We start from the raw sequence: 26,458 nt of genomic DNA on the forward strand, positions 1-26,458 counted from the left end.
TGCTCTGATCTTCTCCGAATGGTGTAGGCCTGCGGCCTGATGTACAAGCGAAGGGACCATCAAATGTCTGATGTCAAGCTGGGTAGTTCGACGCGTCGAACTACTCGCATCGGCGTGGAATCCAGGCAGCGCATCATGGATGCGGCGGCCAAGCTCTTCGCTGAGAACGGCTACCACGGCACCGGTGTCGAGGAGATCTCGAAGGAAACCCAGCTCGGCAAGGGCGCGCTCTATCACCACATCGGGAACAAGGAAGCAGTGTTGTTCGAGATCTGCCACACGCGCATGGCGGACCTGCTGACGCAGTCGGGCCGGGTCCTGGCGATGGACAGCACCTACCAGGAGCGGTTTCGGGAACTGATGCGTGTGGCGTTGCGCAACATCGCCGACAACGTGGTGGAGTGGACGGTGTCGTTCCAAGAGTTCAAGGCCCTGACTGGGCAGCGGCGTGTCGTGATCCAGGAGGCCCGCGAACGATACGAGAGCATGGTGGTCGAGGTCTTGGAGGGTGGTGCCAGAGCCGGTGAGTTCCGGGTCCTGGACCCCCTGGTCACAAAGGGTATTCTCGGTCTCTACAACTACTCGTACTCGTGGATCCGTCCAGACGGTGATCGGACTCCAGAGGAGATCGCGGACCTGTTCAGCGACTCGTTGCTGGAGGGAGTGCTCGAGCGGGACCTCTGAGGCCATGGGGGCCAGCTCCCTGCGGTGACGAAGGAGGAGGCCCCGGGCGGATCGCCCGGGGCCTCCTCCTTCGTTATCGGCTGTCAGCCGCGCTATACGGGCGCATCCGCACTCACCACACGGTTTCGAGCAGCCCGTACACCACCGTCTCGTCCACCGGCCGGGGCGACTCACGCACCACGATGTCGCCCAGCGTGGCCCGCGCCACTCCGTCCATTTTGTCGCGTCCGACCCCGAACTCGGAGACCCGGCGAGGGACTCCGAGTTCGTCGAGGATCCGTTCGAGCCTGTCGGCCGCCGGAAGGTCCTCGCCGTCACCTTGAACCTGTGCGAGCGATTGGGCCATTCGTGCCTGTTCGGCGGACGTCACCGGCTCGAGGAAGCGCATCACGTGGGGAAGCATGATGCACGAGGTCACCCCGTGCGGGATGCCCACGGCGCCGAGCTGGTGACCGATCGCGTGGGACAGGCCCAGTGACACGTTGTGGACTCCGATGATCGACATCCACGCGGCCTCGAGACACTTCAGTGCCGCGTCGTAATCGTGTGGATCCTTCACCGACCGGGGCAGATTCTCGGCCAGCATCGTCAGGGCCCCATTCGCCAACGCCGTGGTGAAGGGGTGCGCGTTCTTGGCGTACGCGGTCTCCACTGCGTGGTCGAGCGCACGGACTCCGGTAGTGGCCCACAGGTCACGGGGGGTGTGAGCGCAGAACTCGGGATCGAGGAAGACGACCTGCGGCGTCGCTTCGAGGTAGACGGTCAGGTCCTTGGTGTCGCGGGTATGGTCGACCGAGCCGGCGAAGCCGTCCCATTCCGCTGCGGAGAGCGTCGTCGGCACGGCAAAGACCGGCATGGGTGTCCCGGTCAGGGGCTTCTGATGGATTGTGTTCGGGTACTCGAATACCAGGTAGTTGCGGGCGAGGTCCTCGACCGACTCCGAACCTTCGCAGAGGCCGATCGCTGCCAGCTTCGCGGCGTCGACCGGTGACCCGCCACCCACGGCGACGAATGCTTCTGCCTGTGCGGACTTTGCCGCTGTGATCAGTTCGACGATGAGTTCCACGGGATTGTGCGCTTTGACCTGGTCAAATATCCCGACCACGCGGTCGCCGAGGTCTGACGCCAGTGCAGCGAAAGCCTCACTTGATCCTACAGAGTGGCCTGTCACCAGAAACACACGCTTGAGGTCGCGGCGATCGAGTTCGGCACCGATTTCGCGCACCGCGCCAACCCCTTGCACGACCGTCTCCACCCGCGGCATTTCGAATTTCACAATCTCCGGCATAACCAAACACTCCAAGTCTCTGTGCGTGAACGCAGGATCGCGTGACACAAAATGTACCGTTCATTCAAGGGAGAGTCTACGAGTTTCACGGAAATGATGTGACCCTTGACACGAGATTTGGTTCATGCGACCGTACTGATCAGTCCACTCATATGGGTGGTCTTGGGCGGGGCTAGCGGCCAACTGGAGGAAATGACGTGTTCAAGAGAGCGGCTCTCGTGGGAGCCATCGCCATAGTGTTCGGAACGGTGGGATGCGGTTCCGATGGTGGCGGGACGAGCTCGGGCCCGGGCGACAGTGAGTCGGCGAGGGCCTTCCTCACGCACGCTGAACAGGTGGCGAAAGCCGCGTCGGGCGAGATTCCTCTGACTGTGCCGACAAGTGGACCTCCCGCAGTCAAAGACAAGACGATCGTCACTATCCCGTGTTCTGCTGCCGCGCAGGGCTGCAAATTCGCGGTCGACCAGTTCGCAGAAGCCGCCCACGCCATCGGCTGGAAGACGATCATGATCGACCCGGCCGGCGACCCCGCCAAGATGGCCGATGCTGTCAACCGCGCAGTCAGCATGAAGGCAGACGGAATCTTCACAGTCGCGATCGACTCCTCCACGATTCAGGCTCCACTCAAGGCGGCAGGCGACGCCGGTCTCGAGACCATCTGTTTCTCGTGCATTGACGAGCCGGAACTGTTGGTCGACGAACTTCCCGCAGCCACCCAGCACGAGCGGGACGGTTACGCGCTCGCTGCCCAGGCCTTCATCGACGGTGACGCGAACCTGAAGGCAATCCTGCTGCAAGACAGTGAGTTCGGAAACACCATTCGCCGCCAGCAGGGTGTTGTGAAATTCATCGACGAGTGCAAGGCTGCGGGTGCGAGCTGTGAACTGGTCGGACAGCAGAACTTCCTCGTCCAAGACATCAGTACCTCACTGCCCAAACAGACCGTCGCCCTGCTCCGGAAGAACCCGGGATGGAACGCGCTGTTCGCGCCGTACGACGCGCCCCTGACGTTCGTACTTCCTGAATTGCGATCGGCAGGACTGGTACAAGATGGCCAACGCGCATACGGCTTCGATCCCATCGACCTCAATGTCAAGTGGATCCGCGACGGGGACGTCGAGGCCGGCACCGTGGCCTCGCCGTACAAGTGGATCGCCTACGCGGGCGTCGATCAATTCAACCGGGTGTTTGCCGGCGAACAACCCGTCGACCAGGGCGTCAAGGACAAGCTCGTGATCAAGAGCAATGCACCCGGCGAGGGCGAGACCTATCTCGGCGACAGCGACCCCGCCGCCGCGTTCACCCAACTCTGGGGCGTCTCGTGACCTCGGACCCGGCCGGAGGCGGAGTGCACGCTGTCGAGATCCGCTCATTCTCGAAGACCTTCCCGGGACAGCGGGCCCTCACTGACTTCGATCTCGTGCTCGAGCCCGGCGAGATTCACGCACTTGTCGGTGAGAATGGATGCGGAAAGTCGACCTTCATCAAGTGCCTGTCCGGCTACCAAGCCCCGGACGGGGGCGCCGAATTGAACGTCCGCGGTAAAGGACTTGCGATCCCGTACACCGCTGCCCAGGCCGTGGAACGAGGACTGGTCTTCGTACACCAAGACTTCGGGATTGTGCCGACCCTCAGCGTCATGGAGAACATGGCCCTCGGTGCCGGGTTCGCCACCAGGGGAGGGCGGATCCAGTGGCGCACGCAAGCGAACAAGGCAACGGAGGCGCTGGCGATACTCGGACGAGAGGACATCCCACCCCACGCGCTGGCCTCGACACTGTCAGCGAGTGAGCACGCGACTATCGCAATCGCACGGGCACTGGCGAGCGCGAAGGACGGCGCAAGTCTCATTGTGCTGGACGAGCCCACGGCCGCTCTGCCACGGTCGGAGGTGGACGCCCTGTTCCAGGTGGTCCGGCGTCTCGCAGAGCAGGGAACGGCGGTCCTTTTCGTGTCCCACCGCCTGCAGGAAGTCTTCGATGTCGCCCATCGCGTAACGGTGCTCCGCGACTCCAAGAAGATCGGCACGTTCGACATTGCCGACCTCGACGAACGCACACTGGTACAAAAGATCGTCGGTCGTGACCTGGTCACGCTGTACCCCGAATCCGCACCGAAGGCCCGGGAGAGCGTGGTCCTCGAGGTCGAGGGACTGACCGCAACCCGGGTGTCGGACGTCTCATTCACCGCGCACCGAGGCGAGATCCTCGGAATCGCCGGCCTTCAAGGATCGGGTCGCAGTGAAATCATCCGCTTGCTCTTCGGCGCGCAGCAACGCCGAAGCGGACGCATTCGACTCCACGGCCAGGACGTGGACTTCCGCCATCCCGCGAGCGCCATCCAGGCTGGAATCGCTCACGTCCCCGAGGACAGAATCCACCACGGTGTGTTCGGGCGCATGACGGTCGCGGAGAACCTTTCACTGCTCACGGTCGGCCGCTACTGGAAGTACGGGCGGATACAAGTGGGGCCCGAGACGAAGCGCGTTCGAGAACTCATCGGGGCATACGACATCCGCCCGGGCAACGCCGCACAGATGATGGGTCGACTCTCCGGCGGCAACCAACAAAAGGGTGTGCTGGCCAAGTGGATCGAAATCAGCCCCACCATTCTCCTGCTCGATGAGCCCGCACAAGGCGTCGACGTCGGGTCCAAGAGCGACATTTACCACCTGATCGAACAGTGGGTCGCCGAACACGGCTCCACCGTGATCATGGTCAGTTCGGATTTCGAGGACCTGAACGCACTCTGTCATCGAGTGCTGGTCCTGCGGGACGGGCAGTTGGTGGCAGAACTCGAAAACGAATCGAAGACGGTCGATCGAATGGTCGAACTCGCATACTTGAAGGACGCGGGATGAACACACCACCGACGGAAACCACGACGTCACCGGTCTCGGCCGACTCCACGGTCGAACCGCGTCCGCCCGCGCGCACAGCGCCGACCCGGACGAGTGTTCGCGCCGCCCAATGGGCCCTACCCGTGATCTTGCTGGCGTTCATCGCACTGTTCTCCGTGCTGCAACCGGAAACCTTCGCGACCCAGGGAAACTTCACAACCCTCCTCGGATCCGAGGCGGTACTCATTCTGGTCGCGCTCGGGGCGATGCTTCCGCTCATCGTGGGCCAGTACGACCTCTCGGTCGGTGCCAACATGGGCATGGCGTCAATTGCAGTTGCGATGGCGACGAGTGAACTGGGTTTCTCGACCGGCGCAGGTATTGCGGTCGCGATCGTTCTGTCGACCCTGCTCGGGTTCGTCAACGGGTTCTTGGTGGCCAAGATCGGCATCAGCTCCTTCGTGGCGACCCTCGCGGTCAGCTCCCTACTGTCAGGAATCGTCATCTGGAGCACCGACGGAACGGTCATCGTCGACAACATCCCGAGTGCACTTACCGACATCGGGCGCAGCTCCATCCTCTACATCCCGATCCCGTTCCTCCTGGTAATCGTGATCGCGCTCGTGATGGGGTACGTCCTTCGGATGACCCCGACGGGGCGGTATCTGTACGCGGTCGGCGGCTCGAGTGAGGCGTCACGGCTATCCGGCTTGAGCGTGGATCGCTTGACCATCACCACGTTCGCCGCATCAGGATTTTTGTGCGGTATCGGCGGTGTCCTGCTGGTTTCCAAGTTGGGATCGGCCAACCCCACCACTGGGCCCGAGTTCCTGCTACCGGCCTTCGCGGCCTGCTTCCTCGGCGCCACATCGATCCGACCGGGCACCTTCAACGTCACCGGCACTATCCTCGCGGTCTTGGTGCTGGCCGTGGGCTCGACCGGATTGCAGCTGATCGGTGTGCCGTTCTACATCGAACCGATCTTCGCCGGCGTCGTACTGCTGATTGCAGCTCTCGTTACTCGCTATCTTCGAAAGGAACAGTCGTGACCACGGATCCACGAATCCCCCCTCGCGACAGACTCGTCCTGCGGTACCTGCTCGAACGTCGCACAATCGAAGATCCGGACAAGGTGTTCGTCATCTTCGACGGGGGCCCGACCTGGACCAGGGCGGAGTTGCTGCAGAACGTACGACAGACAGCGGCCTCACTGGAGTCCATCGGAGTCCGTCAGGGTGACAACGTCGTGTGTTGGTTACCCAACGGCCCCGATGTCCTGCGCTTCTGGTTCGCAATCAACTATCTCGGTGCGGTGTTCGTGCCGATCAACACCGCCTATCGAGGCGGCGTCCTCTCGCATGTGCTCACCAACTCCGATGCTGAAATCGTCATCGGCGACGCGGAACTGCTGCCGCGGCTGAACGAGATCGACGAACGCGGCAAAGTTCGACTCGCAGTCCAGGTCGGCGGCGATCGAACCACCATCGACGGAATCACGATCGTGACCGCCGACGAGCTTGCGGACGTCGACGGCGCGCCGCCGGAACCGATCACACCGATCGAACCCTGGCACACCCAGGCGATCCTGTACACATCCGGCACCACCGGCCCGTCCAAGGGCGTCCTGTCCTCATACATGCAGGCGTACGCCATGTTCGGACCGGAAACGATGCCCATCATGACGGCCGACGACCGTTTCCTGATCAACATGCCGGCCTTCCACGTCGGTGGGGCGACGCTGCTCTACGCGATGCTGATCAACGGCGGGTCGGTCGCGGTCGTCGACAGGTTCAGCGGCGAACGCTTCTGGAGCCAAATCCGCGACACGCACAGCACCATGGTGTTTCTGCTCGGCGTCATGGCCAACTTCGTCGATCGCCGGCCACCCCGAGACGACGACGCCGACAATCCGCTGACCAAGGTGTTCATCGTCCCCCTCCTCGACGACATCGCGGCGTTCGCCACACGATTCGGTGTCGACGTCTACACGATCTACAACATGACCGAGCTCTCGGCGCCGATCATTTCCGGCCCCAACCCCACCCAACACGGAACCTGCGGCAAGGCACGCCCCGGCGTCGAGATCAGGCTGGTCGACGACGCCGACCGGGAGGTGCCCATCGGTGAAGTCGGCGAAATCATCATCCGGACCGACGCCCCCTGGGCGATGAACCACGGGTACTTCCAGATGCCGGAGGCAACAGCCAAGGCCTGGCGCAACGGGTGGTTCCACACTGGCGACACCGCGCGACGGGATGCCGAAGGAAACTACTACTTCGCCGACCGGCTCAAGGACGCGATCCGACGACGCGGGGAAAACATCTCCTCGATGGAAGTCGAAGCCGAAATCATGGCACATCCGCACGTTCGCGAGGCGGCCGTGATCGCGGTCGCCAGCGAAATCTCCGAGGACGAAGTGATGGCAGTCGTAGCGCCAGTCCCCGGCACCACACTCGACCCCGTCGCCCTGATCCGATTCCTCGAACCGAGAATGGCGTACTACATGATCCCCCGATACATCCGGCTGGTGGACGAGCTACCGAAAACTCCCACCGCCAAAATACAAAAGACCTCCCTTCGCGAGTGGGGCATCACCCCCGACACATGGGACCGGGAAGCCGCGGGCATCAAGATCGCGAGATGAGTCGGGAGACCGAATCCCACACCCTGCGGAGCCGCAGAGGTCGACGGCACAGTCAACGCCTCGACGAACACCCCTGAACTACTCGCACCACCGGGCAGGAGCTCACATGTCGCTTTTCGAATTCTCGGACCGTACAAAGAAGTATCAATCCAACCTACTCGAATTCATGGACTCGCACATCTACCCCGCCGAGACCATCTACGACCTGCAGATGCGCGAATCGGGAGACCCCCATTTCCAACCACCGATCCTCGAGGAACTCAAGGCCGAGGCGCGTGCTCGCGGGTTGTGGAACCTCTTCCACCCGCATTCCGGCTCAGGTCCCGGGTTGAGCAATCTGGAATACGCGCCGCTCGCAGAGATCATGGGTCGCAGCCATCTTGCATCGGAGGCGTGTAACTGCAACGCACCCGACACGGGCAATATCGAGGTGCTCGAGCTATTCGGAACCGATGAGCACAGGGAAAAGTACCTGAAGCCGCTCCTGGACGGGACCATGGCGTCGGCGTTCGCGATGACCGAGCCGGCAGTGGCGAGTTCCGATGCCACCAACATCGAACTGACCATGGAACGCGACGACGACGAGTATGTGCTGAACGGCCGTAAATGGTTCGCTTCCAACGCGTTGCACAAGAACTGCAAAGTGATGATCGTGATGGGGAAGACCGACCCCACCGCGGCCAGGCACCGGCAGCAGTCGATGATGGTCGTCCCGATCGACGCGCCCGGGGTCACCATCCTCCGCGGACTCCCCGTCTTCGGCTATCAGGATCGGGAAGGACATGCCGAGATCGACTTCAAGGATGTGCGAGTTCCCTCGAAAGACGTCCTCAAGGGTGAGGGCGAGGGCTTCGCGATCAGTCAGGCACGGCTCGGACCTGGACGCATCCACCACTGCATGCGGTCGATCGGTATGGCCGAGCGTGCACTCGAGTTGATGTGCACCCGTGGCCAATCCCGAACCACCTTCGGGCAACCACTGAGCGAACGTAGCAACGTTCAGGACTGGATCGCGGAGGCACGCATCGACATCGAGATGATCCGGTTGCTCACGCTCAAGGCCGCGCACCTCATGGACACCGTCGGAAACAAGGCAGCTCGCACCGAGATCGCGGCAATCAAGGTAGCCGCACCTCAGATCGCCCTGAAGATCGTCGACCGTGCCATCCAGGTGCACGGCGGAGGAGGCGTTACCGACGACTTCCCGTTGGCCATGGCCTACGCGCACCTACGCATCCTGCGCCTCGCGGACGGTCCGGACGAGGTGCACAAGCGCGCAATAGCCAACTTCGAATTGCGTAAGCATCACAGTCCACCCGCCGCTACTACGGCGACCGATGTCCGGCCGACGACGAACCGCAAGGTAGAGGTTGGCTGAACGGTGGCCCGGAGTCGGCCGGGCTTCCCCGAGGCAGGCACACCGGGAGCGGGTGTCCGACGCCCGCATCGCACTCCCACGTTATTGATCGTTATCGACTCGAGGAGCACAAGGATGAAAGCTGTCATCTACACACGGACAGGCGGCCCCGAGGTTCTGCAGCTGGTAGAGAAGGCGATGCCGCAGATACCGGCCGGCCATGTCCGCGTCCGCCTCGTCGTGTCAGGGGTCAACCCGACAGATTGGCGCAGCCGATCCGGCCAGTCGTCAGGCATGAAATTCGACGAGCAGGTACCGAACCAGGACGGAGCCGGAGTCATTGACGCACTCGCCGACGACGTCAACGGATTCTTTGTTGGGCAACGAGTGTGGCTGTGGGATGTGGCCTATGGCCGGGCATCAGGCACGGCACAGGAGTACGTGGTCATTCCCGCCCGCCACGCAGTAGCACTTCCGGAGACCGCCAGCTTCGACGTTGGTGCGTCGCTCGGTATCCCCGCGTTGACCGCGTACCGCACGCTCACTTCCGCGGAGAGTGGCCCCAGCCGACTCCATCCGGGCGCACTCACAGCCAGCAGTGTGCTGGTGCACGGCGGAGCGGGAGCCGTCGGGCACGCCGCAATTCAACTGGCCGTGTGGGCAGGCGCAACCGTCATCACGACCGTGAGCAATGCGGAAAAAGCGCAGCTTGCCCGCAACGCAGGCGCTCACCACATCATCAACTACCGCACAGAGGACGTCGCCTCACGCATCGCCGCGCTGGCACCCAACGGCGTGCAACGAATAGTCGAAGTCGATCTGGCAGCCAATCTCGAGGTTGATGTCAGCGTGATCGCACCGAACGGGACCATCAGCGTCTACACATTCGTCAACGGCGAAACACTGCGGACACCCTCACTTGGGCTTCTCGTCAAGAACGTGCACATCAGCTTCACCTACACCTATACGACGAGACCCGACCAGAAGGAACTCGCCGTGGCCAGCGTGAACGCTGCCGTCGCTGACGGCGCAATGAAGGTCGGTACCGAACACGGCTTACCGCTCGAACGCTATGACCTCGACCGGACGGCGGAAGCTCATGTCGCAGTCGAACGAGGCACCATCGGCAAAGTACTCATCGACATAGCCTCGCACTAGTTCCGCCTCAGAGGATCGAGATCCCCGACAGATCTCCTAACCACCCAAGAGTTCACTGATCTCAAACCTCCATCAGCCCTGGAATTGCCATGAATACAGCTGGACCCTCACAGAAACAACCCTCATCCCCCACTGGGGTGGACCGGAACTCGCTGGTTGACGATCAGACGCGCCCCTATCGATCGACTCGTTATCACAAGCTCAGGCAGAGAAGGGCTAAGGGACGACACCGTCAGAGTGAGGCGCAGGAGATCTTTCGCTTCGCCCAGATCTGGATTCCCTTCGGCGGAGCCCCTTCCGGCGAAATATTCCAGACATTTGGAATGTCTCGGCAGAGATTCCTCCAAAAGCTCTGGCAAAGCGTCCACGACTTGGAATGCGATCCAACATGCAGTGACCAACTCGCAGAAACCTACCCCGTTTCGAACGCCCACCACCGAGACGCCGAACGCTCCGATGTCCACCGGTAACCCCGAGTGCGGCGAACTGCTGCAGCGACGGCTACAGACCGGCCCCGAAGCCGTCGAGGCGAGCCTGTCACTGCGCCCCTCCGCCGATGACCGCTACACCAGTGCCACCGACCAGCTGCCGACCGCTGGCCATTCACTCGGCTCTCGACACTCGGCGTCGGAGTTGGACGATCCGTCAAGTCGCGATGGTGGTCCGAGCCCTCGTCAGCATCTGCGTTCGGGTACTCGATCCGCGAGTGCGGCCATAGCGGGTCGTTCTCCCTTCACCGGACACTCGGCACGGTGGCCTCGAGATGCCTACGGCTAGCAAACGCAGGGTGGGTAACCTGCCGTACGAGTTGACCAGTTTTGTCGGGCGCCGCCGCGAACTGGCGGAGACAAAACGACTGCTATCAGTGACGCGACTGGTAACCATCACCGGGGCTGGTGGAATAGGGAAAACCCGGCTAGCGTGTCGCGTCGCATCGGAGGTGTTACGCACCTTCGACGACGGTGTCTGGTTGGTTGACCTCAGTGAAATTCCCGACGGCTCGTCGCTCGTCGCCGCAGTCTCCGACATCGTCGGCAAGCCTGCCGAATACAACGAGCACACCGCCCCGAAACTCGCGGAGCATCTCGCGCCCAAGACCGCGCTGCTCATCCTCGACTGCTGCGATCAATTCATCGCATCGACAGCCGCCTTGTGCGCGTTCCTGCTGCGAAGTTGCCCAGGACTACGGATACTGACCACCACCAGGCAAGCTCTCGGAATCGGTGGGGAGGCGGTATTCCGCGTCCCGCCCATGACAGTGCCGAGCGAAGATCTGCAGCACCCGGTGCACAGCACCTCACGGTGCGAGGCGATCACCCTATTCACGGAACGGGCAGCAACTATTGTCCCCGAGTTCGGCCTCACTGATGCCAATCACGTTGCAGTATCCGCGATTTGCCGTGAGATATTGTCAATACCTGTGGATGAGGGAGTTTCAGGCAACCTCCGCTCCGGTGCTTGCGGGCTCGACCGCCCCGGCGTTGGGGCTGATGGCGGTGGGTCGCTCAAGTAGCTTGCCCGTGTGGAACACCGCGCCGGCACGAACGAGCGCGACCAGATGTGGTGCGTTGACCGCCCGCCAGCGAGCCTGGGCGGCGTCGATCAGCTTGTAGGCCATGGCAAGTCCCGCCGCACGGGACCCGGGACCCTTGGTGACCTTGGTCCGGAGTCGCACTGTGGCGAAAGTGGATTCGATGGGATTTGTCGTGCGTAGATGCACCCAGTGCTCAGCCGGATACTTGTAGAACTCGAGCAGCACATCCATGTCGTCGGTGATCTTCTTCACCGCCTTCGGATACTTCGCGCCGTAGTCGAGTTCGAAGGCCTTGATCGCCACTTGCGCTTTGTCGATGTCCTCGGCGTTGTAAATTTCCTTCATCGCCGCGAGCGCACCCGGATGCGCCGACTTCGGCAGCGCAGCAAGAACGTTGGCCTGCTTATGGAACCAGCATCGCTGCTCCCGGGTTTCCGGGAACACCTCCCGCAACGCCCGCCAGAACCCCAGCGCGCCGTCACCGACCGCCAGAACTGGGGCGGTCATGCCGCGGCGTCGGCAGCTGCGCAACAGGTCAGCCCACGACTCGGTGGACTCGCGGTACCCGTCGGTGAGGGCGACGAGCTCCTTGCGTCCGTCCGCACGGACACCGATCATCACCAGCAGGCACAGTTTTTCCTGCTCAAGCCTCACCTTGAGGTGGATGCCGTCGACCCACAGATAGACGAAGTCGGTGCCCGAGAGGTCCCGATCCTGGAAGGCCTTGGCCTCGTCCTGCCACTGGGATGTCAACCGGGTGATCGAGGCCGCCGACAGTCCGGCACCGGATCCGAGGAACTGCTCGAGCGCCGGCCCGAAGTCGCTGGTGGAGAGCCCGTGCAGGTACAGCAGCGGCAGCACCTCGTTCATCTGCGGGGACTTACGTACCCAGGCCGGCAGGATCGCGGACGAAAACCGCTGTCGCTCGCCGGTGTCCGGGTCGACGCGCTTATCGTTCACTCTGGGAACCTTCACGGTGACCGCGCCCGCGGCGGTCAGCACATCGCGTTCGTGATGGTAGCCGTTGCGGACCACCAGGCGGCGACCGTTCTCGTCGACCTGATCAGCGAACTGCTCGATATAGGCGGCCACCTCCGCCTGCAGCGCGGCCGCCAGCATCTGCCGCGCACCATCGCGGACGATCTCGTCGAGCATCGACCGCCCGACGTCGTCGTTGGAGCGGTCGTCGTCGTGTACTACCGTGAGCACGGGCGTACCTTCCCGCCAGCGTTGGCGCGCTGGTCTTGATCAGATTCCTGTGAACTTCGTAGATCATCTTCCGGGAAGGTACGCCCTCCCGGGATCCACAGGTTCTGAGCATTCCTCATTTGCCGTCGACTCGACGGGATCCCACTAGCGATCGAACTGGCCGCGATTCGGCTGAGGGCAATGTCTGTCGAACAGATCCTGCAGAAGCTGCCCGACCCCTACAGCCTGCTGTCGGTAGGTACGACGGGTGCGCCCGCACGCCAACAGACATTGCGGCGGTCTATCGATTGGACTCGCGACCTATGTTCCGCTGAGGAACGGGCGCTCTGGGCAAGACTGTCGGTCTTCGAGGAAAGCTTCGACCTTGACGCAGCCGAGGGGATTTGCGCCGGCAACCTTGCCGCGGACGAGGTCCTCGACCTCATCGCCTCGCTAATCGACAAGTCAATCCTCAGCAGAGAGGACCACGGTGCCACAGCGCGGTACCGCCTACTTGGAACCCTGCGCGACTACGGAAGAGAACAGCTGCAGGACGACACCGAATATCAATCGCTGCGCCGGCTGCACCGCGATTGGTATGCCCGACTGGTAAATCAAGCGAACAGTGAGTGGATCAGTCGTCACCAAGTCGACTGGATCGCCCGGTTGGAGGCGGAACAGCCGAACCTACGAGCCGCACTCGAACACTGTGGCACCGGACAAGACGGCGCCGAACGGGACACAGGTTTGCGAATTGCCGTTGCGTTATACCCGTTCTGGTGTGCTCAGGGCATGCTGGGGGAGGGACGACAATGGTTCACCAGGATGTTGGACGGAGCACATGGCCATCCAAGCGCTGACCGGATCGAAGGACTCTATGCTGCAGGTGTCCTCGCCGCTCTGCAAGGTGATCTGTTGGCAGCGAGAGCACTCATCGACGATGGGATGAAGCGCAGCGCACACGCAGCTGATGAGCACGTGGGGCTGCTCGACTTCTATGCCGCAGGATGTCACGCCATCCTGCGAGGCCATTTCTCCCAGGCCCAAATGTTCTTCGACAAAGCCGTATCGGTCAGCCGAAACCATGAAGCACCCTTAAAGCAAGTTTGGGCGTGGCTCGGACTTGCGCTCGCGAGCGGACTGTCGGGTGACATAGCACGTGTGCAACTGTGCCTACGCGGCATTTCGGAAATAGGCGACACTCGTGGAACAGAGACCTACCGTGGGTGGATCCTATGGATCGCAGCCCTGACAACCTTTCAACACGGCGACCTCGCACGAGCAGACAGCATGGTCAAAGACTGCTTGCGGTCCGCCTCTCAGGTTAACGACCGTCTGGGTGTCGCTGGGTGCCTGGAGATTTCAGCGTGGATCTCTGGGCGGAAGCGAGACGCTCGCCGAGCGGCGGTCCTCCTTGGAGCGGCGCGTGTGGTCGGCGGAGCATGCATCGTCTCCCCACAGCTTCTCCCAGACCACGCGCGCTGCGAGCAGCAGGCAAGACGTGCACTCGGCGATCGAGCTTTCGAGGCAGCGTATTCCAATGGATCGGATACGTGCTTCGCCGACGCTGTTGCCTTCGCTCTCGGCGAGACTCAAACGACCAACCAGGGCCTCGCATGTTCTGACACGACGCTGACACGACGAGAAAGGCAGGTCGCGTACCTGGTTTCGAAAGGGATGACCAACAGGGCAATCGCCTCCGAACTGGTGATCTCGCAACGTACCGCTCAAGGCCACGTCGAACATATTCTTACCAAGCTTGGCTTCAACTCCCGAAGTCAGATCGCGGCGTGGATAGTTGAGCAGCAATACCAATCCGCGGCGCCGAATCAAACGCTCCCCACTCGCCGAACCGGAGTCGGACCCGGTGAGCAAAGGGCATCATAGGCCAGCGTCAAGAGCTGGACACACGGCGAAACGGCCAAAGAATGAGGTGTTTGTCCGCGGGCGGTGGTGGCGCGTGCCGGTGTCCGGGTCGACGGCGCCGAGGACCGGTCAGGGGGCCGTCCAGTACCCGGCGCCTTGCTCCCCGGCGCGCACGAGGGGCAGTGCACGAGGGGCAGTGTCTGGATTCTGGCGTGTGTCTTTCCGCGGAGCGGGTCATCTCCCCGGGATGTTCGACGAGGGTGGGGAGTGTGGGTTCGGTGGGCCGCCGGGGATCACGGTGAGTGTCCAGTCGCGGCGTTCGGTGACGGCACGGTGTAGATGCTGCGCCCAGCGGCGGCGTTCGTCGCCATCGTGGGTGATGGTGATTCGCCTGGTCCACCTTTCGGGCAGCCCGCGGTCGTTGATCGCCAGCCCGATGACCACCCGAAGATCGGGATCGGGCGTTCCGGTGACCACGATGCGGCCGGGTTCGCCGCCCATCTCCATCCGGGCCCCGAGCACCGCGGCGACCACTTCGGCCACCTCGAGCACGGACTGCGCCCCGACCACGTCGATGTAGTCGACTTCGGTCATCTCGGTCCTCCATTCCGTGCCGGCGGGGCCCGCCTACCGCCGGCGCAGTGGACCGAATCGCATCACGGATGTGGTCGGTGGTTCGAGTGGTACCGGCGACCGTGCCGGCAGGCAGGAACGGTCGGGTGTTTCCGTCGCTGGTCACACCGGTGCTGGGTCGGGTGCACGCACCCCTCGCAATCGCGTGCGATCGAGCGCACGGCGCATTGCGTGCACGCGAGGTGCGGCCTGCGTTGGGGGCGCCGACGCCCCGCCGGTGACCTACGACGGCGCCCCGTTCTCGCCTTCTCGCTGTCGCCCAACCGGGATTCGGGCCGGACGGAGGGCGGGAGTGGTGCAATGAAGGTGGGTGACGAGGTGAGTGAGCGATGAAGCAGGTCCTGAAGGCGGTGCTGGTGTGCGTGGTCGTCGGCGCCGCGGTGCTGGTGGTGTGGGTGGTCGTCGTTCGGCGGCTGGTGTTCAGTTCGGGGTGGGGCGGGGCCGGTGTGGGTCGTCTGGGGGCATTGCCGCGATGCGGGCCTTGATTTCGGCGGTGCTGATCGGCTCGGTGCGTGGTGTGGTGGTCGTCGGTTTCGGTGCCGCGGAGGTGGGTGTGCTCATGGGTGGGGATTCTCCTGGGAACGAGGTGGTGTGGTGTTACAGGCCGACGGCGCGTTCGAGGGCGTCGAGTTCGGTGTCGAGGTGGCCGAGCAGCGGGTTCAGGTCGGGCAGGGTGCGGCGGCAGCCGGTGAGCCCGAAGACGATCTGGTCGTCGTTGCTGGTGCAGGTGATGTTGAGGGCCTGCCCGGTGGTGGGGATCGACAGCGGGTACAGGGCGTCGAGTCGGGCCCCGTTCCAGTACAAGGGGGTTCGGGGGCCGGCGACGTTGGAGATCACCACGTTGAACGGGGGCCGGAGCGGTCCGCGCCGGCCGAGGAGCATCTCCATGCCGAGCGGGGCGGCGCCGAGCGCGCTCATCGCAAGTACCTGGGCCGGGCTCATCTCGCGCAGCGCGGCCTTGCCCTCGCGCATGCAGTCGCGGACGGTCGCGAGGCGGTGCCCGGGGTCGGGGAGGTGGGTGGCGAGGTTGCACATCAGCACCCCCACCCGATTGCCCCCACCGCCTGACACGGCGTCCCCGGGTTGAGCGGTTGCTGGATCTCCCGGGTCGTCGACACGAAGTCGCTCGTCGCACTTTCGTAGCGGCGATCTCCACCGCCGAAGCAGGCTACTGCGGCGGATCGGGGTCGATGTAGCGCGGCGGGTTGTGGGCATTGAGCAGCCAGGCCCCACCCTTTGCGGTGTCACCGATGGGGAATGCGCGGGTCCCGTCGGTGCGGGTGCATGCGGCGAGCGCGGTGAGGGTTTCGCCGTGGGTGCACCACAGGGTGCCGTCCAGGTCGACGGTGTCGAGGGCGGCGAACAGATCGTCGGCGGCGGCGTCCGGGGTGAGCAGCGGGTGCTCGTGGATGACAAGGCCGTGGGCGGCGGCCAACGGGGCGAGGGTGTCGAGGCAGCGGGTGGTCGGGCTGCAGTACAGGACGCGCAGCTCGACCCCGGTGAGAGTCTCGACGAGCCCGGCAGCTTGTTCCTGGCCCAGGGCACTGAGGGGACGGTGGGCGTCGGGCCCGTGCCAGCTCTGCTTTCCTATCGCATGGGCGTGCCGGAGCAGGACGAACATCCCAGAGCCTTCCCTGACGAGAGCGAGGGTGTGCGGGCCAGCATAGGCGCCGGACCTGGCGGGATCGTGACGATTTCGCAATGCCGGGATGTGGACGCGGCAGGACGGCCAGGTGTCCCGTGCATCGCGAGTGTCAGTCGGAGGTGGGCCGGTCGGGTGAGGGTTCGGGGGGGCGGAAGATCTGCTTCGCGCCGCGGGCCTGCTCCATGCGGACCTCGAATTCGTGCTCCTTCTCCTCGGTGTCGTCGTCGGTAGGCGGTGCGGGGGTGCCGGGGGCGCCCAATCCCGGGTCTGCGGCGCCGATCTCGTCGCCACTTACGTGTGTGATCGGCAGGAACGGCTCGTTCATGGACATGGTTCAATCCTGCCGCTGCCCTTGGGGCTCTGCCAAGCAGCACCGGCTGATGGAGGTGCCGGACGCGGTTACCGAGAGGATTCCGGCCAATGTGCGAGACGTGACTCCCACTCGGCCAACGCGCCGGGTGCGTTCGGGTGTCGTTCGGGGGATCCCAGTGGTGGGTGGGCGTCGATGGCGAGGTCCACCAGAGCGTGGGCGACGGTCAGCACGCTGAGGTGGTGACGGTTCGCGACTCGGAGCAGTTCGTCGAATGCGTCGGTTTGGCTGCAACGGAGGAGGGCGATCAGGATGCCCTCCGCCACCGACAGGGTTTCCCGTCCATCCCGCGCGCGGTGGACACCCAGCCCGGCCTGACTAGTGATCGAGTCGGGTTCGGGCACCGTGCCATCATCTCCCGCGGTATGGCGTCACTCGTCGCCCGATTATCGGGCCGACGGTCCAATGGGGCGTACCCGCGCATGGCGGCCTTCACGCCTCAGGTGAGGAGGTGAAAATACCAACGGGTGCGCCCCGGGAATAGGCCGGCCGACCAAGCAGGCCCCACCGAGGGCGAGCGTCATAGCAAGGTCGGGCAGGAAGTTGCCGATCATGCCTGGTCGGGGGTCTGCGCCACGGATCGGCAGCGTTCGACAGGCCCGCGGTCAGTCCGATAGTCCCGGCCGTGCCCAACAGCAGCACTACTGCGGTGTGTGACAAGACATCGGTCTGGAGACCGAGGCGCACAGATGCGGGTGATCACGACGTGCACTGACGCTCCGGAAAGACATCGAGGTTGGCTGTGATATCAAGCTGGAGGAAGATTCGTCACATACCGCGGCCACGCAATTCGCCGCCAGGTAGTGGGTGCGGTGTTGGAGGCAGTCGTGCAGGCTCCCGGCGAGCGGTTGGCCACGTGTCGTGCCGTCGTGGTCAACGCCCCGGAATCCTGGATGAATGTCGTTGGCGTCGTGCTGGTTCCGGGTCTGATCGGCGGAAGGCAGGATCGACAGCCTTGGGGGCGGGACGGTGTTGCCGGTGCCGGCCCGCCTGGGGTTTGGTCTGACTGCGAGTGAGACGCCGTGTCACAGATTCCCGAGTCTGAGCAGTGCGGCACGCAGGCTGGGGGAGACGATTTGGTGGTCGGTTCCCAGCCGTGTGTTGGGGTGTCCGAGGTCGGTGAGAATTTTCTCGGTGTCCTGCACCGGGATGATCCAGGTCGATTCGGGTGGGCATGAGATGGGCGACCGCGCGGCGGGTATGGGGAATGGCGATGGCGTCGGGGTCCACGACCGCGGGCGGGAAAGATCCACTCGTTGTCGTCGGTAACCTGGATGATCACGTCACGCCGCTGCAAGCGGCGACCGGGTTGGTCGGGGCGTAGCCATTCCCTTTGGTATATCGCAACCGGCCGCGCGGGGGAGGGGTGCACGCCGGTGTGGAGGCCACTCCTGGTCCTCGTCGACGTTGGGTTGTTAGACGGTGTTGTGCCACAGGAATATCCGGGTGACCGCGGTGGGGAGGAAATCGGGTTCGACGCGAACGCGGCCACTGACCCCCGCATAAGTTGGCGCGGACCCTGCGTGAAGTCCGGTCGGCGGTTGCCGTGGCTGCGTTCGGTGGCGGTCCGGCCGCACTTCAGACGAAGCTTCCTGACACAGCACCCGTCACGGCAGGCGCACCGTGGGCAGCCTCCGGGTGACGAATTGTCGAAAGTAGTCGATCTTTGGGGTGGTCACCAGCACCGGGAGGAGAAGATCCCACGCCATTGCCGTCCGCGTCGGCAGGGTGGTGGGGTTGTCGGTGGCCGTCGCCAGGAGGCGTGCCCCGGCGAAGAGTTCCACGAGGAGTTGACCGACGGCGTCCGGATCGGTGTCCTCGCGCAGGTCGCCCTCGTCGATTGCTCTGTGGGCCAGGAGTTGGTAGGTGGATATCCAGGTGGCGAAGGTGTCCGTCTCGGAACTGCGGTAGTCGCCCATTTCGGTGATGAGGCGGAATGTTGCCCCCATCACCGGGTCGTTGAGGGCGGCGTCGACCGTGACGAATGAGATGCCGATCATGGCCTCGAATGCCGGCGTGGGGGAGTCGAGATACGGGGTGCACACGGCAGTGAACCGCCTCGTGCCCTCCTCGATGACGGCGCGGGCGAGTTCTTCCTTGGAGGCGTAGTGAAAGTACAGGGCCCCCTTGGTTGTCAGGGCCTGGGTGAGGATCTCGCTCAGCTTCGTGTCTGCGTAGCCGTGGCGGGTGAACACCTCGGCCGCGGCATGGAGCAATGCGCGGCGGGTGACTTCTGCTCGCTTCTGGGCGGCCATTCACCTGCCCTTCTAGTAATGAGATCATCGACCGGACGGCTGTCGTGAACCGTCCTGAATGGGGTTGAACGACGCCCTGCACATGCATACCCGATGTGGAGGTTCGTCGCATGATGTTCCGGGTGGCCCCCTATTCTGCGAGGCTTCCGGGCTCGTAGAAGATGACCCGCAGCCCCGATTTCGGATTTCGTCGACAAGTACTGGTCCCACGACGTCGTCCCCAGTGCGCACCCCAGAAATGTGGGAACTCAGGCACAAGGATGTCGGCGCCCCGAGATCGGAGGTCCCACCGACGACCGGCCCGCGAGTTCCGGGAGCAGCGAAAGCCGGGAGTGGGGACTTCACCACACTGCGGAGATCGTGCAATAGTCGCCCCACACCCGAAGGATCGACGAACGGGACTTCAGGCCTCCGCCGTTGCCAAGGGGTAGGTGTCAGGTCGACCCAAGACTGAAAACCGCTGTGTGCTCGGTGGGCGTGAAGGTTCGAAGGATGCGCGCGTGGCTCGTACCCATTCGACCGCATTGTCCTGTTCGGCGTTCATCGACGTCGCGGAAACTGCTCCTGCGCGTTTCCGACGGCCGACATGAGGTCGCGGCCCAGGCGTTGGTAGGTGCGCAGCCACGCTGCGTCGACCGGCTCGTCGTGCAGGTGCGCCATCAGCGTTTCGCTGTTGTTGTCGGTTTCCAACCATCGGCGCATCTCGGTGGTGCGGTCCTGCACGGCGTGCAGCAACTGCTCTGGAACGGTCGCATTCGTCATCGGGTTCCGTCCTCCCTTGCCGTTCACCTCAACGTTTTTCGTCGCTCATTGTGGGTGGGTGTGTTGGCTATCAGGCGTTCCATCGTCGGTTGTCGCCACCGTCAGGCGTATTCGAGTGAGTCGGCCTCGTCGAGCGAGTCCCAGGCGATCTCGTAGCGCTTGCGGGTCATGTCGTCGGCGTCGGTGAGGAGCGCCTCGAACAGTGACCGGGGGTCGGCGTGCCATGACCGGGCCAGGGCCTCGATCTCCTGCGGGGAGAAGAGGCCGGACCGGGCGGTGGCGGAAATCCAGTCGTCGAATTCGCGCTCTCGGATCCGTTCGACTGCGTCGAGGTCGACCTTCCCGTCGTCGAGGTCGAACGAGAACATTGCCGCGACAACGTCTCGGGGCGACTGGCTGGCGATATCGGCGGTGACCCGGCCCGTGACGATGGGGTTGCGGACCAGCTGTTCTGTGGTCATGGCGACCGCACCTCATCGAGTGGGCGCGGGTTCCGACTCACTCTGTGTGTCGATTCTTGGGGAAGCCTTATGGGGTGTGTGTTTCTCAGCAGGGTAAGGCATCTCCGCAACGCTAGCTGTGGCATACGTCACATTACTGGGCGGTAGTGATCGAACCCGCAGGATGGCCTCGTCGGATGCGCCAATGGTTGCACTGTTGGAGTGTTCCCGGATGGCATGCGACCCAGCGTAACTGGACGGTTGACCTAATAGCGTTTGCGCTCAATGTATTCCACACTGTCCCCGGAGCCGACCCGGTTCCGGGGTGCTCGGGTAGTGGTGTCGGCACGAATGTTCGGGCCGTGGAGGCAGGGCAGGGAGCGGCAGGATGCGGGCATATCGACAGATGAGGTGGGCGGCCGCGGGTGTCGGGTTGGCCGCGGGCCTTCTTTGGGCGCCGGTCGCGGCGGCGGAGGAGGTTCCGGACCTACCCGGGGCGAGCTCGGTATGGCAGGTCCCGGACCGAGCCGGTCCCGCCCAGAGCGAGCATCCCGATGCCGCCCGGTACGCGCGGCAGCACCCGGGATCGGTGCCGCCCGGCGTCAACGACTTCACCTGTATCCCCACCGACGACCATCCGAGGCCGGTGGTGCTGGTGCACGGCACGGACTCGAACGCGTACTCGGACTGGGCAGCTCTCGGTCCGCGACTGGCCGCCGCGGGGTACTGCGTGTTCGCGCTCAATTACGGCGGCGAGCCCGGGGGCGACAACTACGGAACCGAGGACATGACGGTCAGCGCCGGCCAGCTGGCACAGTTCGTGGCTGCCGTCCGCGCCGCGACCGCCGCCGCCGAGGTCAATATCGTCGGCTACTCGCAAGGGGCGACGGTGGCCCGCTATTACGTCAACCGGCTCGGTGGTGCGGCGGTGGTCGATCAGTGGATCGGCCTTGCCTCACCGACCTACGGGGGCACCCTGTTCGGTCTCGTTCCGGTCCTCGAGCAGATTCCCGGCGGCATGCAGTGGGCGAGAAGGGCAATCCCCCCGGACTTGGTGTCGCCCGCGTTGGAGCAGCAGGCCCAGGGATCATCGTTCCTCGACGACCTCAATGGTGTGGGAGACACCGTTGCGGGGACCCGGTACACGACGATCGGCTCGTGGCTCGACGAGGTCATTCAGCCGGCGACGAATATCGCGTTGCGCGACGGGTCGGCGACGAACCTGATGATCGGGGATCTCTGCCCGTCCAATCAGTCCGGGCATTTCCGGATGCCCTACGACGAGTACACCCTGCAACTGGTGATGAGTGTGCTCGATCCCGCACAGGCGCCGGCACCGCCGTGCACCGTGGTCCCGGCGGGCACGGGGGTACTGGAGATGATCCTCACCGAGAAGTTCTGATGGCTGCGGCGTCGCGGTCTGACGGGTCGCGGCACCACGGCACCACGGCGGGCGCGGCGGCGCGGCTGGTGAGCGCCGGCATGAAGCGGGATGCGGACCTGCACGCGGGTGTTCGCTAGGCCCTGTCGCTGAGGTCGCCGCGGATCGAGCCGGTAACGGTGTGGGTGCCCGCGCGGATACAGTCACCGTGTCCTGACGAGGGGGCGCAGAGGGAGCAGGACGTGGTGCGGCGAGGTTTCAGGGTCTTGATGGCGGCGGTGCTCGGTGTCCTCTTCCTCGCAATGGCGGTTCCGGTGCCGGCGAGCGCGGAACCGCTGTATCCGTGGCCGGACCCGGACCCGTTCTACCTCGCTCCCGCCGATCTCGGGGCCACGGCGCCGGGTGATGTGGTGCGGACGCGGCGGATCGACACCTGGATGTACGCCAACTCCGACGGGTTGCAGGTCGCGTTCCGGTCGACGAACTCGGCCGGCAACCCGATTCTGGCGGTCACCACGGTGCTCCTGCCCCGGGGTGTGGCGAATCCGCCGTTGGTGTCGTATCAGGCGATCGTGAACTCGTTGGGAACCAAGTGCGCGCCCTCGCGGGCGCTGTTCAACCTGGAGATGCAGGAATCGCCGGGAATGTTGCTGGGTCTGCAGCGGGGGTGGGCGGTCTCGGTGCCCGACCACCTCGGCCCGACCGGTGCGTACGGTGCGGCCAAGCTCGGCGGCATGATCACCCTGGACAGTGTCCGTGCGGTGCAGCGGGTGACCGAACTGGGCCTGGCGAACAGTCCCGTCGCCCTGGCCGGTTACTCGGGTGGGGGAATGGCCAGTGCGTGGGCGGCGGCGCTCGCGCCGACCTATGCCCCGGAGCTGAGGCTGGCGGCGGTGGTGCAGGGCGGGGTGCCGGCGGATCTCGAGCAGATGGCCGAGGGGCTGGGGTTCAACCCGCACCCGGGGTTCGGGCTGGCCTTCGCGGCGGCGATCGGCCTCGAGCGGGAGTACCCGGATCGGTTGCCGGTGTCCTCGCAACTCAATGAGACCGGTCTGTGGTTGCGGGACTGGATGAGCAACGAGTGCCGGCGGTTCCTGCTGTTCCACGGCGCTTTCCGCAACGCCGGGCAGTTGGCCGCGTCGAGGAGTCTGATGGCGAGTTCGGCGGCGCGTCAGGTGTTGCGGGAGAACAGTCTCCGCTATTTCGAGGGGGTGCCCACGGCGCCGGTGTACATGTGGCACGGCACGCTCGATGGGCTCACCCCGTTCGATTCGGTGGCGGAGGTGGCGCACCGGTACTGCGCGGCGGGAGCGACGCTGACGTTCGTGCCCTATGACATCTCCGAGCACATGACCACCGCGGTGGTGGGCTTCCCGGATGCGTACGAGTTCATCGCGGCACGGTTCCGGGGTGAGCCCGCCCCGACACGGTGCTGACCCACGGACCCGGCGCGGCCGAGTCCCCCTGTGAACGAATGTTACTAGCAGCAAGGCGATTCCAGGTTTGATCCGGACCGGGTTCGGGGGATGAGCGTCGTATCGCGCGACCGTGGGGTCCGTGTCGCGCGGAAACCGGCCTGAACTGACGTTTCTGCCTTACCGTGGCGGTACGGCAGGTGAGGAGGCGCGGGTGGCCCGGGACTTCGCGGGGTGGTTGTCGTCTCAGGGCTGGACGGTGCTTGCCGACACGGATGTCGTGGACATCGTTGCCGAGAAGGCCGGCCGCCGGCTCTACGCCGAGGTCAAGGGTGCGAGCGCCGCGCCGGATTTGGACGTCGATACCGCCATCGGGCAGCTGGTGCGGCGGATGCCGAGCGAGGCGGATCAGTCGGTGTCGTTTGCGCTGGTCGTGCAGGACGAGCCGCGATCGGTGGACGCCGCGGGGCGGGCACCGCAACGGATTCTCGATCTGTTGGGGATTACGCTGTATGCGGTCGATGAGGACGGCGGGGTGCGGCAGCTCTTCGGCCGCGTGTGAAGACCATCCCCCTGGCGTGAGCGGGATCGTGGCGGCGCGATCGAGGGTGTGCGATGCGGACCGAGTCCTTGGTCGGTCCGACGTGTTCAGGCGCAGTCCCGGCAGATCTGTTGCGCGGCGTCGGCGAGGTGGCTGCGGTGGCGGAGCAGGGAGCGACTGGTGAGGTTCGGGGATGACGCGGACGGCAAGTTCCTCACCGGACGGTCGGCGCCGTACAGTTCGAAGGACTCGGCGGTGACTCTGTCTTCGACGTCCACGACCGAGGATTGGGTGTCTTTGCGGCGGGCGGTGAGCTGCTCGAGGGAGGTGCCCGTCTAGTCCGGATTCGGTGACTCTTGGGGCGTCGTAGTCGGTGGCTATGGCTGATCTTTTCCTCATGCATCGGGCGTTCTGACCGCCACCCAAGAGGGTCCGGCGCCGCGCCACGCCGTCGGGGTCTGGCGTGCAGTGGTTAACCTTTTCGGGGCGGTGAGGGGGATCGTGTGGCGCCGGTTCGGCTCCATATTCCGGCGTTGTCGTTTTCGTTGTTTGGGGCGCCGGTCGGAGCCGGTTCGTCCATGCGGTCAGTGCTCGTGTCGGTGTTCGAGCTTGCTCCGAACCGCGGCGGCGTTGTCGAACGTACAACGTGGCGCTGCTCGCGCTCGACCCCGACGGTCTCGCCGCGTTCGCCGAGCGCCACGGGCTGACCGCGCAGACGCACGAGGAACTCGCACGGGATCCGGTCGTGCTCGCCGCCGTCGAGGAGGCGGTGCAGGCCGCGAACGCGAAGTTGTCCCGGGTCGAGCAGATCAAGCGGCACTCGGTGCTGCCGAACATCTGGGAGCCGTCCGGCGACGAACTGACCCCCACCATGAAACTCAAGCGCCGGCCGATCGATGCCAAGTACGCGGCCACCAACGGGGAGCTGTATTCGGGTCGCTGAGCCGCCGCCGCGGCTACCGCTCTGTCGAGCGGGTTCATGATCGCCTCCGCGTCCGTCCCGCGGTAGCGTGCGTACATCCGAACATCAAGTCCTGATAGCTGTTTCGCTGCATCGAACAGAACGTCGTGACGGACCATCACCGTCTCGAGTGGGCGTACCACGCCGCCGCGGCCTGGTTGTCGCTGACGTGGTGAACTTGTACTCGTTGACCGCGTAGGCCACGGGGGTGAGGCGGTTGGGTCCGTTCAGGTGAGGACCTCGTCGACGTCGATGCCCGCCTTCTCGCACAGTGCCCGGAGTAGTTTGTTGTTCTGCTCGGCCAGGGCGTGAGTGGACAGGATGTGGCCGAACTGATCGTCCTTGCGGTCCGCCGGCACCGGGCGGCCTTCGAGACCGAGGTTGGTGACCTCCTTCCATAAGATCTCGGCGATGGCCTCTCGCAGATCGAGCTTGCGGCCGGATCCGTCGTAGAGGGCGACCGGGTGGTCGTCCCGGAACGCGGCGGCGACTTCGCGTGCACTCATGTGTTCGTCCTCCTCGATCGGTACTGCGGGTTGTACCTGTACCCGAAATTGCATGGCCCGGTACGGCCATCCGGATTCGGCCCATTCGGACACGATGATGTGAAAGTTGTCGAACGTGCTGTCCGGGTGCACATATCCGCCGTACAGGCGGGTCACGACGTCGGGGCCGCCATTCCCCGACGGTCCCCTCACCGGCCGGAACGTCGGAGCGGTGTGCCAGTTGTCGGTGATCTGTCCGACGACGCGGATGGTGATGTTGTATTCGGCTTCGTTGAAGTAGCTGAGCACCCAGTTGTTCTGCATTCGGCGCAGGCACAGCTCCCCGACCTTGGAGCCGACCGGCAGGATCGGGGTGGGTGGATTGCCCCATGCCCAGGCGCCGTGGCTGAATCCCCAGGGCTCGTAGAAGTCCCGGTTCAGCAGCTGGTCCTCGGGGCAGCGGAACAGCAGCACGTTCTTGTCACGTTCGAGGCCGCCGGTGGTCATCACGTAGACGAACCCGTCCCCGCCGCGTTCCCAGGTCAGCATCCGGCGGTGACCGCCGAATTCCCATCCTTCCCACCGGGCCTTGGGTCCGCCGTGGGTCCAGGTCTCGCCGTTGTCGTCGGAGTATTGGATCTCGGTCCACCGCGTGTCGGGCAGGCCCCGGACCACGAGGACGTGCAGGTAGATTCGGCTGCCGATCACGATCGCGTCGGTCGGCAGTACGGTGCTGAACTCCGGGTTGTTGTGCGGGTAGTCCCAGAGCTGTTTCGCGGGGTTGCCCCCGGCGGCGCGGTGAAACCGCACCCCGTCATCGAGGTCGTGGGTGTGGCTGTAGAGCAGTACCGGGCTGCGCCAGCCGGGGCCGCCGACCCGGTTCTCGGCGAAGGTGTCACCGAAGAAGAATCCGATCTCGCCCGTGGGCACCCGGACCGGGATGCCCAAGTCGGTCCCGCCGACACCGAACTGCGGCACCGGAGTGAGATCCCTGATCTTCATGACCGCACCA

The 26,458-nt window shown here is 64.4% G+C and carries 25 protein-coding genes and 1 pseudogene; 14 read left to right on the forward strand and 12 right to left on the reverse strand.

Going from position 1 to position 26,458, the window contains the following annotated elements:
* Positions 1 to 63 precede the first annotated feature (63 nt).
* Complete coding sequence (locus GO592_RS37040) at positions 64 to 684, forward strand: TetR/AcrR family transcriptional regulator (protein ID WP_011599260.1); 621 nt, start codon at positions 64 to 66, stop codon at positions 682 to 684.
* A 112-nt stretch (positions 685 to 796) separates the two neighbouring features.
* On the opposite strand, the gene GO592_RS37045 is transcribed toward GO592_RS37040, so the two are convergent.
* Positions 797 to 1,972 (reverse strand): iron-containing alcohol dehydrogenase, encoded by a 1,176-nt coding sequence (locus GO592_RS37045; protein ID WP_007296157.1) that lies wholly within the window; start codon positions 1,970 to 1,972, stop codon positions 797 to 799.
* A gap of 335 nt (positions 1,973 to 2,307) precedes the next feature.
* On the opposite strand from GO592_RS37045, the gene GO592_RS37050 reads away from it, so the two are divergent.
* The 7 genes from GO592_RS37050 to GO592_RS37080 all read left to right on the forward strand — a co-directional run bounded on the left by GO592_RS37050 (position 2,308) and on the right by GO592_RS37080 (position 11,483).
* On the forward strand, positions 2,308 to 3,297 hold the full coding sequence (locus GO592_RS37050) for a substrate-binding domain-containing protein (RefSeq protein ID WP_237720363.1): 990 nt from the start codon (positions 2,308 to 2,310) through the stop codon (positions 3,295 to 3,297).
* Positions 3,294 to 4,832 carry a sugar ABC transporter ATP-binding protein gene (locus GO592_RS37055; RefSeq protein WP_007296159.1) on the forward strand — a complete coding sequence of 513 codons (1,539 nt, stop codon included), beginning with the start codon at positions 3,294 to 3,296 and terminating at the stop codon, positions 4,830 to 4,832. The genes GO592_RS37050 and GO592_RS37055 overlap by 4 nt, the downstream gene beginning before the upstream one ends.
* On the forward strand, positions 4,829 to 5,860 hold the full coding sequence (locus GO592_RS37060) for an ABC transporter permease (protein WP_007296160.1): 1,032 nt from the start codon (positions 4,829 to 4,831) through the stop codon (positions 5,858 to 5,860). The genes GO592_RS37055 and GO592_RS37060 overlap by 4 nt, the downstream gene beginning before the upstream one ends.
* Positions 5,857 to 7,455, forward strand: coding sequence for an AMP-binding protein (locus GO592_RS37065; protein ID WP_007296161.1), 1,599 nt, complete (start codon positions 5,857 to 5,859; stop codon positions 7,453 to 7,455). The genes GO592_RS37060 and GO592_RS37065 overlap by 4 nt, the downstream gene beginning before the upstream one ends.
* Before the next feature lie 106 nt (positions 7,456 to 7,561).
* Positions 7,562 to 8,833: an acyl-CoA dehydrogenase family protein gene (locus GO592_RS37070; RefSeq protein ID WP_007296162.1), complete on the forward strand. Its 1,272-nt coding sequence runs from the start codon at positions 7,562 to 7,564 to the stop codon at positions 8,831 to 8,833.
* A gap of 114 nt (positions 8,834 to 8,947) precedes the next feature.
* The gene (locus GO592_RS37075) at positions 8,948 to 9,970 is read left to right on the forward strand and encodes an NADPH:quinone reductase (protein WP_007296163.1); all 1,023 of its coding nucleotides are present in this window, start codon (positions 8,948 to 8,950) and stop codon (positions 9,968 to 9,970) included.
* Positions 9,971 to 10,757: 787 nt separating this feature from the next.
* Complete coding sequence (locus GO592_RS37080) at positions 10,758 to 11,483, forward strand: ATP-binding protein (protein WP_167540986.1); 726 nt, start codon at positions 10,758 to 10,760, stop codon at positions 11,481 to 11,483.
* On the opposite strand, the gene GO592_RS37085 is transcribed toward GO592_RS37080, so the two are convergent.
* The gene (locus GO592_RS37085) at positions 11,406 to 12,713 is read right to left on the reverse strand and encodes an IS256-like element ISRjo4 family transposase (RefSeq protein ID WP_011599256.1); all 1,308 of its coding nucleotides are present in this window, start codon (positions 12,711 to 12,713) and stop codon (positions 11,406 to 11,408) included. The genes GO592_RS37080 and GO592_RS37085 overlap by 78 nt on opposite strands.
* 180 nt (positions 12,714 to 12,893) lie before the next feature.
* On the opposite strand from GO592_RS37085, the gene GO592_RS37090 reads away from it, so the two are divergent.
* The gene (locus GO592_RS37090) at positions 12,894 to 14,579 is read left to right on the forward strand and encodes a LuxR C-terminal-related transcriptional regulator (protein WP_007298533.1); all 1,686 of its coding nucleotides are present in this window, start codon (positions 12,894 to 12,896) and stop codon (positions 14,577 to 14,579) included.
* A gap of 213 nt (positions 14,580 to 14,792) precedes the next feature.
* Here the strand turns inward: GO592_RS37090 and GO592_RS37095 are convergent, their stop codons facing one another.
* Positions 14,793 to 15,152 carry a hypothetical protein gene (locus tag GO592_RS37095; RefSeq protein ID WP_007298534.1) on the reverse strand — a complete coding sequence of 120 codons (360 nt, stop codon included), beginning with the start codon at positions 15,150 to 15,152 and terminating at the stop codon, positions 14,793 to 14,795.
* 368 nt (positions 15,153 to 15,520) lie between these two features.
* Between GO592_RS37095 and GO592_RS37100 the strand changes: the two genes are divergently transcribed.
* Positions 15,521 to 15,676, forward strand: coding sequence for a hypothetical protein (locus tag GO592_RS37100; RefSeq protein ID WP_157234268.1), 156 nt, complete (start codon positions 15,521 to 15,523; stop codon positions 15,674 to 15,676).
* A gap of 112 nt (positions 15,677 to 15,788) precedes the next feature.
* Here the strand turns inward: GO592_RS37100 and GO592_RS37105 are convergent.
* The 7 genes and pseudogenes from GO592_RS37105 to GO592_RS37135 form a co-directional block, all read right to left on the reverse strand.
* Positions 15,789 to 16,259: pseudogene (locus GO592_RS37105) on the reverse strand (WS/DGAT domain-containing protein); the annotation flags it as partial.
* Between the two features lie 100 nt (positions 16,260 to 16,359).
* Complete coding sequence (locus GO592_RS37110) at positions 16,360 to 16,812, reverse strand: histidine phosphatase family protein (protein ID WP_007298536.1); 453 nt, start codon at positions 16,810 to 16,812, stop codon at positions 16,360 to 16,362.
* Between the two features lie 133 nt (positions 16,813 to 16,945).
* A complete protein-coding gene (locus GO592_RS37115; RefSeq protein ID WP_007298537.1) occupies positions 16,946 to 17,167 on the reverse strand; it encodes a hypothetical protein in 222 nt (73 codons plus the stop codon).
* 68 nt (positions 17,168 to 17,235) lie between these two features.
* Positions 17,236 to 17,550, reverse strand: a complete 315-nt coding sequence (locus GO592_RS37120; protein WP_007298538.1) for an ANTAR domain-containing protein — start codon at positions 17,548 to 17,550, stop codon at positions 17,236 to 17,238.
* 1,263 nt (positions 17,551 to 18,813) lie between these two features.
* Entirely contained in the window at positions 18,814 to 19,461 is a 648-nt protein-coding gene (locus tag GO592_RS37125) for a ScbR family autoregulator-binding transcription factor (protein WP_007298540.1), read from the reverse strand.
* 540 nt (positions 19,462 to 20,001) lie between these two features.
* Positions 20,002 to 20,223 (reverse strand): hypothetical protein, encoded by a 222-nt coding sequence (locus GO592_RS37130; RefSeq protein WP_007298541.1) that lies wholly within the window; start codon positions 20,221 to 20,223, stop codon positions 20,002 to 20,004.
* A gap of 101 nt (positions 20,224 to 20,324) precedes the next feature.
* Complete coding sequence (locus tag GO592_RS37135; RefSeq protein WP_007298542.1) at positions 20,325 to 20,684, reverse strand: hypothetical protein; 360 nt, start codon at positions 20,682 to 20,684, stop codon at positions 20,325 to 20,327.
* 367 nt (positions 20,685 to 21,051) lie between these two features.
* On the opposite strand from GO592_RS37135, the gene GO592_RS37140 reads away from it, so the two are divergent.
* The 3 genes from GO592_RS37140 to GO592_RS37150 all read left to right on the forward strand — a co-directional run bounded on the left by GO592_RS37140 (position 21,052) and on the right by GO592_RS37150 (position 24,021).
* Positions 21,052 to 22,065 carry an esterase/lipase family protein gene (locus GO592_RS37140; RefSeq protein ID WP_011599251.1) on the forward strand — a complete coding sequence of 338 codons (1,014 nt, stop codon included), beginning with the start codon at positions 21,052 to 21,054 and terminating at the stop codon, positions 22,063 to 22,065.
* Between the two features lie 248 nt (positions 22,066 to 22,313).
* Complete coding sequence (locus tag GO592_RS37145) at positions 22,314 to 23,480, forward strand: lipase family protein (protein ID WP_007298544.1); 1,167 nt, start codon at positions 22,314 to 22,316, stop codon at positions 23,478 to 23,480.
* A gap of 193 nt (positions 23,481 to 23,673) precedes the next feature.
* Positions 23,674 to 24,021 (forward strand): hypothetical protein, encoded by a 348-nt coding sequence (locus GO592_RS37150; protein ID WP_007298545.1) that lies wholly within the window; start codon positions 23,674 to 23,676, stop codon positions 24,019 to 24,021.
* A gap of 86 nt (positions 24,022 to 24,107) precedes the next feature.
* Here the strand turns inward: GO592_RS37150 and GO592_RS46765 are convergent, their stop codons facing one another.
* Positions 24,108 to 24,278: a hypothetical protein gene (locus tag GO592_RS46765; RefSeq protein WP_007298546.1), complete on the reverse strand. Its 171-nt coding sequence runs from the start codon at positions 24,276 to 24,278 to the stop codon at positions 24,108 to 24,110.
* Between the two features lie 368 nt (positions 24,279 to 24,646).
* On the opposite strand from GO592_RS46765, the gene GO592_RS37160 reads away from it, so the two are divergent.
* Entirely contained in the window at positions 24,647 to 24,943 is a 297-nt protein-coding gene (locus tag GO592_RS37160; protein ID WP_007298547.1) for a hypothetical protein, read from the forward strand.
* Positions 24,944 to 25,188: 245 nt separating this feature from the next.
* On the opposite strand, the gene GO592_RS37165 is transcribed toward GO592_RS37160, so the two are convergent.
* Positions 25,189 to 26,448 (reverse strand): DUF4185 domain-containing protein, encoded by a 1,260-nt coding sequence (locus GO592_RS37165; protein ID WP_007298548.1) that lies wholly within the window; start codon positions 26,446 to 26,448, stop codon positions 25,189 to 25,191.
* Positions 26,449 to 26,458: the final 10 nt, after the last annotated feature.

The sequence above is a fragment of the Rhodococcus sp. 21391 genome (assembly GCF_016772255.1).
GTDB classification, from domain to species: Bacteria; Actinomycetota; Actinomycetes; order Mycobacteriales; family Mycobacteriaceae; genus Rhodococcus_F; species Rhodococcus_F opacus.